10 protein-coding genes are annotated in these 12,655 nt (G+C 33.5%); 7 read left to right on the top strand and 3 right to left on the bottom strand.

Annotation, left to right across the window (positions count from 1 at the left end):
• Positions 1-264 precede the first annotated feature (264 nt).
• A complete protein-coding gene (locus ACFWV9_RS05620; RefSeq protein ID WP_411894255.1) occupies positions 265-525 on the top strand; it encodes a hypothetical protein in 261 nt (86 codons plus the stop codon).
• Positions 526-593: 68 nt separating this feature from the next.
• Here the strand turns inward: ACFWV9_RS05620 and cphA are convergent, their stop codons facing one another.
• Positions 594-3,233 carry a cyanophycin synthetase gene (gene cphA, locus ACFWV9_RS05615; protein WP_411894254.1) on the bottom strand — a complete coding sequence of 880 codons (2,640 nt, stop codon included), beginning with the start codon at positions 3,231-3,233 and terminating at the stop codon, positions 594-596.
• A gap of 94 nt (positions 3,234-3,327) precedes the next feature.
• On the opposite strand from cphA, the gene ACFWV9_RS05610 reads away from it, so the two are divergent.
• Positions 3,328-4,191, top strand: coding sequence for a cyanophycinase (locus ACFWV9_RS05610; protein WP_411894253.1), 864 nt, complete (start codon positions 3,328-3,330; stop codon positions 4,189-4,191).
• Here ACFWV9_RS05610 and ACFWV9_RS05605 read toward each other — a convergent pair.
• Positions 4,184-4,546 carry a DoxX family protein gene (locus tag ACFWV9_RS05605; RefSeq protein ID WP_411894252.1) on the bottom strand — a complete coding sequence of 121 codons (363 nt, stop codon included), beginning with the start codon at positions 4,544-4,546 and terminating at the stop codon, positions 4,184-4,186. The two genes, ACFWV9_RS05610 and ACFWV9_RS05605, sit on opposite strands and share 8 nt — an antisense overlap.
• Positions 4,547-4,626: 80 nt before the next feature.
• On the opposite strand from ACFWV9_RS05605, the gene ACFWV9_RS05600 reads away from it, so the two are divergent.
• Complete coding sequence (locus tag ACFWV9_RS05600; RefSeq protein WP_411894251.1) at positions 4,627-5,064, top strand: winged helix-turn-helix domain-containing protein; 438 nt, start codon at positions 4,627-4,629, stop codon at positions 5,062-5,064.
• Positions 5,065-5,159: 95 nt separating this feature from the next.
• Here the strand turns inward: ACFWV9_RS05600 and ACFWV9_RS05595 are convergent, their stop codons facing one another.
• Positions 5,160-6,089: an isoaspartyl peptidase/L-asparaginase family protein gene (locus ACFWV9_RS05595; protein ID WP_411894250.1), complete on the bottom strand. Its 930-nt coding sequence runs from the start codon at positions 6,087-6,089 to the stop codon at positions 5,160-5,162.
• Positions 6,090-6,178: 89 nt separating this feature from the next.
• On the opposite strand from ACFWV9_RS05595, the gene polA reads away from it, so the two are divergent.
• The 4 genes from polA (at position 6,179) to ACFWV9_RS05575 (ending at position 12,652) form a co-directional block, all read left to right on the top strand.
• Positions 6,179-9,025 (top strand): DNA polymerase I, encoded by a 2,847-nt coding sequence (gene polA / locus ACFWV9_RS05590; protein WP_411894249.1) that lies wholly within the window; start codon positions 6,179-6,181, stop codon positions 9,023-9,025.
• A 34-nt stretch (positions 9,026-9,059) separates the two neighbouring features.
• Entirely contained in the window at positions 9,060-10,019 is a 960-nt protein-coding gene (locus ACFWV9_RS05585) for an L-threonylcarbamoyladenylate synthase (protein WP_411894248.1), read from the top strand.
• A 96-nt stretch (positions 10,020-10,115) separates the two neighbouring features.
• The gene (locus ACFWV9_RS05580; protein WP_411894247.1) at positions 10,116-10,685 is read left to right on the top strand and encodes a Pycsar system effector family protein; all 570 of its coding nucleotides are present in this window, start codon (positions 10,116-10,118) and stop codon (positions 10,683-10,685) included.
• Positions 10,686-10,708: 23 nt separating this feature from the next.
• Entirely contained in the window at positions 10,709-12,652 is a 1,944-nt protein-coding gene (locus ACFWV9_RS05575) for an adenylate/guanylate cyclase domain-containing protein (protein WP_411894246.1), read from the top strand.
• The last annotated feature ends 3 nt before the right edge of the window (positions 12,653-12,655 follow it).

The raw sequence follows: 12,655 nt of genomic DNA, 5'->3' as shown, positions 1-12,655 counted from the left end.
TTTTATTGGGATACAGGCTAAATTAGTGCATTTCATCGATGTTTTTGTAAATCTTCTGTATTTCATCCGAAATTGTACTTAAATCATCCTTAAAATTACCACTTTTAAAGGGCTACAAGCCTAAATTGTGTATTTCGTCGATGTTTTTTACAACCGATTACACGTTATCTAATTATCGCCTTGATTCGTCCAAAAATTTAAGCCTGAACCTAACCTTTGATGCATATTTGTGTGGAAGTTAATAGATAAACACTTCAAACAATTATGAAAAAAGGTTTAGTAATCATATTATTTTTAACAATGTCTCTGGCGAGCTTCGCTCAACAGGATACTGTAGTTAATAACGAGACTGAACTTGTTGAAACTTTAAACCTAGAAAAGCCAGTTGCTAAGAAAGTAATTATTTCTGCCAAGGCAAAAGCTAAGTTTTTAAAAATCAACCGTAAGAAGAATGTAGAAATCATAAGCATTAAGGCTTATAGAAAAAGTCTTCAGATTAAAACTAAAACAGTAAAACTTTGCTAAGAGTATATTATAGATAGTTAAAAAAGCCGAAACATTAGTTTCGGCTTTTTTTATTCTAGTATTTTCTATTATACAAGATTTAATTCTCCTCTAGATTCTTTCTCTTTTAATTCCTTTACTAAATCTAGGGCATCTGGTACAACATCACTACATAAAATTATTAGTGATCCTTTAACGGCATTCTTAACCGCATATGTTATAGCTTCTTTTTCAGATGGAATGATTGTAGTCTTCTTATTTGGATCCTTCATCTTAATACCATCATCTAACATCTTAATGAGTTCTTCTTCCGTTTTTCCTCGCAAGCGCTTGTCTTGCCGTATAATAATTTCATCAAACATTTCAGCAGCTATTCTTCCCATTTCATTATTATCTTCAACTCTACGATCTCCAATACCAGCAATAATGCCCACTTTAACTGTTGCTTCTAATTCATCTGTAAATTTTTGTAGTGCTCGCATTCCGGCTGCATTATGTGCGTAGTCTAATAAAATATTAAAATCGTTAAACTCAAATAAGTTTAGCCTTCCTGGAGTTTGTGAGGCAGAAGGAATAAAGGTTTCTAAACCAGCTTTCATATCTTCAATACTAATACCTTGAACATGTGCCGCTAAAATACCAGCAAGAACATTTTGAATCATAAATTTTGCCTTTCCACCATAAGTCAACGGAATATTCTCAGCTTTCATTAATCGCATTTTCCACTCTCCTCTACAAATAGTCACATAACCATTTTCATAAACAGCTGTAATTCCATTTAAACGCTGTAAGGCTTTAATCCTAGGATTGTTTTCGTCCATTGAAAATAAAGCGACATTACAATCCACACTTCTGCGCATATCATAAACTAAATCATCATCCGCATTTAAAATAGCATAACCATCTGGTAAGACTGTTTCTGGCACTACACCTTTAACTTTTGCTAATTGTTCAATAGTATTAATCCCCTTAAGACCTAAATGATCTGAAGCAACATTAGTTACAATGGCAACATCACATTTTTTAAATCCTAATCCAGCTCTTAGCAATCCACCGCGAGCACATTCTAATACAGCAAAATTAACTGTAGGGTCCTTAAGTACAAACTCTGCACTTGCAGGTCCTGTACAATCCCCAGTCATTAACAATCTATTTTGAATATAGACACCATCACTTGTAGTATATCCTACACGATAACCTTTCATTTTAGCTATATGAGACACCAATCTAGACGTTGTAGTTTTTCCGTTAGTTCCTGTAATTGCAATAATCGGAATACGTCCTGTATCGCCTTTTATTGGAAAAAGTTTGTCAATTACTGGTGCTGCTACATTACGTGGTAATCCTGAAGTTGGTGCCAAGTGCATTCTAAATCCTGGTCCGGCGTTAACTTCTAATACAGCACCACTTGTTTCAGATAGTGGCTTAGATATATCCGTAGTCATAATGTCAATACCACAAATATCCAAATCTATAATTTTAGAAATACGTTCTGCCATACTCACATTTGCCGGATGGATAATATCTGTAATATCCTCAGCAGTTCCACCGGTACTCAAATTAGCCGTATCCTTTAAAATTAATCGCTCACCTTCATCAATAACAGATTCTAAAGTATAGCCTGCATCTTTTATAATGGTTTTGGTTAATTCATTAACCGTAATTTGAGTTAATACATTTTCATGACCAAAACCGCGTCTTGGATCACTATTTACTTTATCAATAAGTTCCTGTATTGTTGATTTTCCATCACCAATAACATGAGCAGGAGTTCTTATAGCCCCAGCCACTAATTGATTATTTATCACTAACAATCGATAGTCCTCACCTGTAATAAACTTTTCAACAATGATAGCTCCACTTTTAGAACTATCTTTTGCATGTCTAAAGGCAACTAAAGCATCATCATAATTATTTATATCTACCGTAATTCCACGGCCATGATTACCATCAATAGGTTTAATCACTAAAGGATAACCAACGTAATTACATGCATCTTCTAAACTACGCTCACGACGAATAATATCACCTTTGGGCACTTCAACTTCCGCTTGTTCTAACAAGAACTTGGTATCCTCTTTATCGCAAGCTAATTCTACACCTATACTGCTGGTTTCGCTGGTTACTGTTGCTTGAATTCTCTTTTGATTGGCTCCATATCCGAGTTGACAAAGCGAATATTTATTTAATCTTATCCAAGGGATTCCTCTTGCTTCGGCTTCTGCAACAATAGAACCAGTACTTGGCCCTAATCGATCAGCTTCGCGAAGCTCTCTCATTTCTTGAATATCATCAGACAAATCATAATCTTCACCAGCAATTAATGCCTCACAAATCCTCACTGCTGCCTTAGCTGCAAACCGACCTACGGATTCTTCCATATAAGAAAACACCACATTATAAACACCATGTTCACCATAACCACGAGTTCTTCCAAAACCAGTATCCATACCAGCTAACGTTTGTATTTCTAATGCAATATGCTCAATGATATGACCCATCCAAGTCCCTTCATCAACACGCATGAAAAAACCTCCTTCACAACCTTCTGAACATCGATGCGAAAACATACTTGGAAACATAGTTTTTAATCGTTCTGGGAAACCTTCTATTTTATTAGAGGGTAAGTCCTCCATTTCCTGGAGATCAAGAACCATTACAATTAGTTTATGTCTTCTGACCGACCAATAGTTTGGTCCTCGCATTGCATTTATACTTCGAATTTCCATTCCGGTTGATTATTAGTTAGTGAAAGATTATAAATATAGTATTTTTCAATAGAAAATTTGGCTTATTTTTACCCAATATTTTGAGATTAAAGTTATGCAGAAGATTAAGGGAACATTAATACCTATAGGGGGAAATGAAGACAAGGGTATTGAAGAAGAAGAAATGTACACTCTCGAATTTATTGAGGAAGGTATCCTATATCATGTTGTTAAAGAAGCTGGTGGTATTGAAGCAAATATTGTAGTAATACCTACTGCATCGAGTATACCTATTGAAGTGGGTGAAAATTATTTAACTGCATTCGCTACTTTAGGGTGTAAAAATATTGAAATTTTAGATATCCGTTCTAAAGAAGATTCTGAATCTGAACGTGCCATTGCACTCATAAAAAACGCAAATTGTGTTATGTTTTCAGGTGGTGATCAATCTAAAATTACAGATAAGATTGGTGGAACCACAATTCATAAATTATTAGTAGATCGATATAAAGATGAAGAAGGATTTGTAATTGCTGGTACGAGTGCTGGAGCTATGGCAATGGCAAATGATATGATTGCTGGAGGAAGCGCTACAGAATCCTTTATAAAAGGTGCCGTAAATATGTATAACGGATTGGGTTTAATTCCTGAATTAATAATTGATACCCATTTTATTCGTCGTGGCCGTTTTGGAAGACAATCTGAAGCCGTTGCTAAACATCCTGAATTACTAGGGTTTGGTCTAGCTGAAGATACTGGAATGATAATTAAAAATGGTAATGAATGTACCGTAATAGGCTCTGGTATGGTTATCGTTTTTGATGGTAGTACATTAACACATAATAACGAAAAAATACTTAAAGAAGGTACACCTATGACCATGGCAAATCTTACCGTTCATGTCTTATCTAATGGTGATCAATATTCTATAAAAAATAGAACTGTAACTGTTTTACCTATTGAAGCAGATTTTATATAATTTCCTTCTTTGTAATAAAATTCAACTTATATATTATTGCCACTAGTATGAAAAAGATAAGTGGTCTAATCAATTGACTTAGAGGGTCATTTATTATATGAGTTAGACTAGCACCAATTAATATTACAACAATTCCAATAATTGAGGGTTTTAGAGTTTTGGGAATCAACAATAAAACAGCTAGTGTAATTTCAATTATTCCAATAATAAAATAGAACCGATCAGGAAATCCCCAATTATTAAACATTTCTATAACTGATGGATTATTTGTGAGTTTACCAAGACTCGCCATTAATAAACCAAGTGCAACTAATCCTCGAAGTATCCAGCTAATAATTATGTTTCTTTTTTTCATTATCTTGTTATTTTAACTCAAATCTGAAAATAAAATATCTAAAGCCATTGAATAAAAAATGAAAAATTGGTGAAATTAAGATGAAAGACATTGATCGTACAATTCAAAAAACTATAGAATTTCCACCCTACCTTTTTAACTATAGAGAAGGAAGCATTACGAACAGAAATGGTATTGAAGTATTTATGGAACCGCGTTTAAAAACATTGTTTTACGTCTTACTTATTCACAAAAACGATTTTATAGAAAGAGAACGACTAATGTCTTTGGTCTGGGAAGATATTGTTGTAAGCAATCAATCGGTAACAAAAGCAATATCTGATTTAAGGAAATTTTTGACCATAAATGGCATTGAAAACATACGAATTGTAACTATGAGTAAACTTGGTTATAAATTAGAAGTTATCACAAAAGTTAAGCCCACATTAATTCACCAAACTTTAAAATTTTCGGCATATATTTTTGGATTTCTTGTCATTCTAATACTAATCATAAGAGCCTTAAGGTATGAACAGTAAACCTAATTCTATCTCATATTGATTGACTTTAGTTGTCAATCTCGCTCTATGGTATTATTTTAATGTGTTAGTATGTCCTTATGGTTATAATTTCATTATTTATATATTGAAATTTCTTCTTGCCCATTAGAGGATTTACAAGCACGATACATTCCTTCAGTATTAAATGGCATGGCAATAGTTCCTTCAGCATCAACCGCAATCAATCCGCCATCACCATTAATTTCTAATATACGCTTATGTATCACTTCATTAGTGGCATCTTTTAATGATAGCCCTTTATATTCCATTAAACAAGAAACGTCATATGCTACAACACCTCTAATAAAAAACTCACCACTTCCTGTACAACTCACGGCGCAAGTTTTATTGTTTGCATAGTTTCCAATACCAATCATTGGTGAATCTCCAACACGTCCCCATTTTTTATTAGTCATACCACCAGTTGAGGTTGCTGCAGCTATATTACCGTATTGATCGCAAGCTACGGCACCAACGGTACCAAATTTTCCGTCTTTTTTAACACTATGATCTAATTGAAATGAATCACTATCCTTAATACCTTGCCATTGTTGATAGCGCACTTCATCATAGAAATATTCAGGAGATTCTATAACATAACCTTGATTTTTAGCAAATCTCATGGCCCCTTCGCCAGCTAAAAACACATGGTAGCTTTTCTCCATCACATCACGAGCTAAAGCGACCGGATTTTTAATTCCAGTAATTAAGGATACTGCTCCTGCTTCTAAGTTTTCACCTTCCATAATTGCTGCATCCATTTCATGGGTGCCTTCAGCAGTAAAAACACTGCCTTTACCTGCATTAAATAAAGGTGAATCTTCTAATAGCTTAACCGAAGTTTCAACAGCGTTTAATGCCGAACCTCCACTTTCTAAAATGTCGTAGCCTGCATTTCTTGCAACTTTTAAGGCGTTTCTATAATGGTCTTCTAATTCTGCAGTCATGAGACCTTTAACTAAAGTACCTGCTCCTCCATGTATTGCAATTGAGAATGTGTTCATATATTAATTTTGAATGTGGAAAATTACAAATTGCTTTTGAAATAAACCCTTAACTTTTCGTAGTTTTATAGACTTCAAAATTATTATTCATGTCAGATCAAAAACGCCTTTTTTTAGTTGATGCTTATGCCTTAATATTTAGAGGTTATTATGCTTTTATAAAAAATCCAAGAATTAATTCAAAAGGAGAAGACACCTCAGCTATTATGGGTTTTATGAATTCGCTTTTAGATGTTATTAAACGAGAGCGACCAGATCACCTAGCTGTTTGCTTTGACAAAGGTGGTAGTGCAGACCGCGTTGAAATGTATGAAGCCTATAAAGCCAATAGAGACGAAACACCAGAAGGGATAAAAACTGCTGTACCCTATATTCATGAAATTCTAAAGGCCATGCACATCCCTATTATGGTTAAAGAAGGTTTTGAAGCAGACGATGTTATTGGTACACTATCAAGACAGGCAGAAAAAGAAGGCTATAAAGTATTTATGGTGACGCCAGATAAGGATTTTGCTCAATTGGTCACGGATAATATTTTTATGTATAGGCCAGTTTTTGGTGGTGGTTATGAAACTTGGGGAATACCCGAAGTTCAGAAAAAATTTGAAGTTAAAACTCCAGATCAGGTTATTGACTTTCTTGGCATGATGGGTGACGCAAGTGATAATATTCCTGGTTTACCAGGTGTTGGTGAAAAAACAGCCAAAAAGTTTATTAATCAATTTGGAAGTATGGAAGGCTTATTGTCTAATACAGACCAGTTGAAAGGCAAAATGAAAGAAAAGGTTGAAGCTAATGCGGAACTAGGTAAACTATCGAAAGAATTAGCCAGAATAATGCTCGATGTACCTGTTGATTTTGATGCAAAAGATTTTGAGCTAGATCATCCTGATATTGAGAAAGTGAAAGAAATTTTTCAAGATTTAGAATTTAGGCGGTTAACAGAAAATTTTTTAAAAACATTTAGTACGGATAACTCTTCAAATGGTAATGAAACGACTGTAGAAGAAAAAACCGAGTCAAAGTCCACTCCTAAAGAACAAAAAGCGGCAGGTGCAGGTCAGTTTTCATTGTTTGGAGGAGATAGTTCTACAGATACTGAAAAAATAGACGAATACTCACGTAGAACAGCTGAAACAAGTTCACACTTGTACCAAAGTGTAGCTCCTGGTATGGCAACCAAACTGTTCATAAAAAACTTGATGAATCAATCATCTGTCTGTTTTGATACTGAAACTACAGGTCTCAATCCATTAATAGCAGAATTGGTTGGTATTGCATTTTCATGGGAAACTGGCAAGGGGTTTTATCTTCCTTTTCCTGAAGACAGGGAAGAAGCGCAAACATTAATTGAAGAACTCAGACCATTCTTTGAAAATGAGAATATTGAAAAAATTGGTCAGAATTTAAAATATGATATTAAAGTATTAGCCAAGTACAATATAGATGTCAAAGGCCAATTGTTTGATACCATGTTAGCACATTATTTGATAAATCCAGATATGCGCCATAATATGGATGTCTTGGCCGAAACATACCTTAACTACACACCTATTTCAATAACAGAACTAATTGGAAAAAAAGGTAAGAATCAGTTATCTATGCGAGATGTTCCACTAGAGAAACAAACAGAGTACGCTGTTGAAGATGCAGATATTACTTTACAACTAAAAGAACATTTTGAAAAAGAATTAGGTGAAGCCAATACCAAAAAATTATTTGATGAAATTGAAATTCCATTACTACGTGTTTTAGCATCTATGGAACTTGAAGGCATTAATTTAGATATTGAATTTTTAAATTCCTTGGCAGAGGAGTTAAACAATGACATCATTACTCTTGAAAAGAAAATTTATGACATCGCTGGAGAGGAATTCAACATCGCATCACCTAAACAACTTGGTATCATTCTATTTGAAAAAATGAAACTGGTAGATAAGCCAAAAAAGACTAAAACCGGTCAATATTCTACTGCAGAAGATGTTTTGAGCTATTTGGCTAAAGATCATAACATAGTGCAACACATTCTAGATTATCGAGGATTGGCAAAATTAAAAAGTACCTATGTAGATGCGTTACCTCTTCAAGTTGAAGAATTAACAGGTCGTGTTCATACCGATTATATGCAAACGGTTGCAGCAACAGGTAGATTAAGTAGTAACAACCCAAATTTGCAGAATATACCTATAAGAACTGAAAGAGGTCGCCAAGTACGAAAAGCATTTATCCCAAGAGATGAAAATTATACATTATTAGCGGCAGATTATTCTCAGATTGAGCTTCGCATTATTGCCGCGCTTAGCAAGGAAGAAACCATGATTGAGGCTTTTAAAAATGGTGAGGATATTCATGCGTCGACAGCATCGAAAGTATTTAATGTCCCTATTTCAGAAGTTACTAGGGAACAACGTGGGAATGCTAAAACTGTGAATTTTGGAATAATATATGGTGTTTCGGCATTCGGTTTAAGTAATCAAACAAATCTTACAAGAAGTGAATCTAAAGAGCTAATAGACACCTATTATGCTACCTATCCTAAACTTAGACTTTACATACAGGATCAGGTCGATTTTGCTAGGGACAATGGTTACGTGCAGACAGTTTTAGGAAGACGTCGTTACTTAAAAGATATTAATTCTCGTAATGCTGTGGTTCGTGGAGCAGCAGAACGAAATGCTGTTAATGCACCAATACAAGGTAGTGCGGCAGATATCATTAAAATCGCTATGATAAGAATTCATGATAAACTTAATAAAGGGGACTTTAAATCAAAGATGCTTTTGCAAGTTCATGATGAATTAGTGTTTGATATTTACAAACCTGAATTGGAGGAAATGAAAACGCTAATCAAATCCGAAATGGAAAACGCCTACAAGTTAGAAGTCCCTCTTGATGTAGAATTAGATATTGGAGATAATTGGCTAGAGGCACATTAATTTTTATATTTTAAGTAATATTGCAATATTACTTATGAGCATTATTTCTACGGACATATCTAAAGCGATTGAGCTTTTGAATAATGAGGAGCTGGTAGCAATTCCTACAGAAACAGTGTATGGATTAGCTGGAAATATCTATTCAGAGAAAGCAATTAAATTGATCTTTAATACTAAAAAGCGTCCAAGTTTTAATCCCTTGATTGTTCACATTGCATCAAAAGACAGATTATCAGATATCGTTACACATATCCCAGAAAAGGCTAAGTTGTTAGCAGATGCCTTCTGGCCAGGGCCAATTACATTAGTATTACCTAAACAAAAATCCATACCAAATATAATTACATCAAATAAATCAACCGTTGCGGTAAGAGTACCTAATCACCCAAAAACACTGGAGCTATTAAAACAATTAGATTTTCCATTGGCTGCACCAAGTGCCAATCCATTTAGCAATATTAGTCCAACAAAACCTGAACATGTAGAAAACTATTTTAGAAATGATATTAAATTGGTTTTAGATGGAGGACCTTGCACAAGCGGTATAGAATCAACCATTATTGGTTTTGAAAATGATGAACCTATCATATACAGGCTTGGGTCTATACCTATTGAGGAAATAGAAACTATTGTGGGTAAAATCAAAGTAAAAAACAAAAAAGAAGTCAGTCCGGATGCTCCTGGAATGTTAGAGCGACATTATGCGCCAAAAACAGCCACAGTTCTAACAGATAATGTTATTGAAACATTAAAACAAAACAAGAATAAACGAATTGGTTTAATTACATTTTGTACCCAAACTGAAAACATACAAGTAACATCTGAATTTGTACTCTCAGTTAACTGTGACATGAATGAAGCCGCCTCGAAGTTATATGATGCCTTGCACTACATGGATAATAAAAATTTAGATATAATTATTGCTGAACAATTTCCTAACCATGGATTAGGTAAGTCCATAAACGATAGATTATTAAGAGCAACTAAGCGCTAAATTGCACACATAAACATAAAAATTAGGAAACTATTCTACTTTACTATATTTTACAACATACTTTGTAATTAGATTACATTATTGAATTTAATTGTAATGGCAGAAACTATAAGTACTAAAAAAGATAATAAAGCGATAACCAACCCAAAACCAAATCAAGAATTAACTATTCATTACTGGAATAGTATTAATTACTTTGTTGGGCTAATTAAATCATCAGAATTAAAGGCTGGTTTAATACTATCCTTTTACGGAATCTTGTTTAATTTCTTGTATCAAAACATGGAACGTAGTGTGGTATATTTCACCCAAAATACATTCATGTATGTACCCTTGGTTTTATGGTTTTGTTGCTCTCTGACATCTATTTATTTTAGTATAAGAAGCTTCATCCCAAGAATTGAGAGTAAGTATGATGATAATATATTTTTCTTCGGTGATGTAATTACAAAGTTTGGTACAATTGAAGATTTCTCAGAAACTTTTTATAATACAAGTACTAATGGACGGATGCGTTACGATCAATTGGGACAGCAGATTTATATCAATGCCAAAATAGCTGATAAAAAGTTTAAAAATGTAAGTCGCTCATTTAAATCTATGGCTTTAGGACTATTTTTTTTACTAATGGTTGTAATGTTTTATTTTATAATGGTATTGTTTTAGATCCATATTCGATTAAGCTAATCATGAAAAATATTATTACATCCCTCGTGCTTTTTTGTTGCCTTTTCTTGGTTAATGCACAAGAGGAGAATTATTACGATATATGGCAAGACGAAACTAAAACAGATTCCACAAGAGCTAAGGCCTATTATACCTATCTTTTTATCGAATATATGTTCGACAAACCCGATTCTGCAATAATTCTTGTAGATAACTTAAAATCATTTGCTGAACAAAATAATGATTTATATTCTCTGGGCCTAAGTGAAGATATACGTGCAAGATCACATTTTTACAATGGTGATTATGTTAATGCACTTAAAGAAAGTAACAAGGCTTTGAAAACGTTTCAAGAGCAAGGTGATCGATTAAAAATTTCACAATCTTTATCCTTAATTGGTGAAATCTACTCAGACCAAGGAGACTATCTAAGAGCTATAAATTATATAAATCGTAGTGCGAAAATCGCAGAGGAAATTGAAAATGAAACTCAAATAGTAAGCACAAATAACTTAATTGGCAACATTTATTCAAATCAAGAAGACCCAAATAATGCTCTAAAATATTATGAAAAAAGCTTATTGATCACTGAAAAAAAACAAAATTCTTTAAGCCATGCTAATGTTCTGCAAGATATAGGAGTCGCATATGATCAGTTAGAAGATTATAATAAAGCCCTTCAATATTACAATCAAAGTGAGAAAATTTACAAAGAAGTTGGTGAACAAGTTGGTTTATCTAATATCTTGTTTCTAAAAGGAAGCGTTTATGCAAATCAAAATCAATTTAACATTGCTTTAGAATTTTTCAAGGAGAGTTTAAGATTAGACGAGGAATTTCAAATTGAATATAATTCAATAATCAAATTTTTAGAAATTGGTGATGTTTATCTAAACACAAATAAATTTAGGGAAGCCATAAAAAACTGTAAAAAAAGCTTAACACTAAGTGATAAGTATGGTTTGCTTGGTATTAAAAGTACAAGTTGCAGTTGTTTATATGAGGCATATAAAGGTCTAGGTAATGCCAATCAGGCACTTTATTACAATGATAGGGTAGAACAAATCGAAGATAGCCTTAAAGAAGAAGAACTTGCCTTAAAATTACAGCAAATGGAATTTGCTAAACAAGTTGAAGCTGATAGTCTAAAACAAGTTGAAATTGATCTTCGCAAAGAAATGGCTTTTCAAGCAGATTTAGGTAAAAAGAATAGGAATAAAAACATAGCAATTGGTGCTGGCCTGCTGTTTTTAATTCTTGCAGGAGGATTTTACTCAAGGTGGAGGTATACCAAAAAATCTAAAAATGTTATTGAAAAAGAAAAGGAAAAATCCGAAAACCTGCTATTAAATATATTACCAGCAGAAATCGCTGAAGAATTAAAAACCAAAGGGCGTGCTGATGCAAGAGATTTTGATAACGTTTCTATACTTTTTACTGATTTTAAAGGATTTACTCAGGCCTCTGAAAAATTAAGTGCAAAAGAGTTAATTGAGGAGATAAACTATTGCTTTAAGGCATTCGATCATATATGCACAAAATATAGTATCGAAAAAATAAAGACCATCGGTGATGCTTATATGGCAGCCGGTGGATTGCCAGTTCCATCTGAAGATTCCATTAAAAATACCGTCCTTGCAGGTTTAGAAATGCAAAAGTTCATTACAACTAGGATAGCCGAAAAAAAGGAACAAAATGAGATCTTTTTTGAAATGCGATTGGGTATACACACAGGACCTGTTGTTGCCGGTATTGTAGGATTAAGAAAATTTCAATACGATATTTGGGGAGATACTGTAAACACTGCTGCTAGGATGGAAAGTAGCGGAGAAATAGGTAAGGTGAATATTTCTGAAAGCACCTATAATCATATTAAATCAGATATACTGTTCTCATTTAAAAGTAGAGGCAAAATACAGGCTAAGGGCAAAGGAGAAGTTGAAATGTTTTTTGTAAATAAAGTCTAATAA

Source organism: Winogradskyella sp. A2 (assembly GCF_046762865.1).
GTDB lineage: Bacteria > Bacteroidota > Bacteroidia > Flavobacteriales > Flavobacteriaceae > Winogradskyella.
This window is presented reverse-complemented; position numbering and strand designations above follow the sequence as displayed.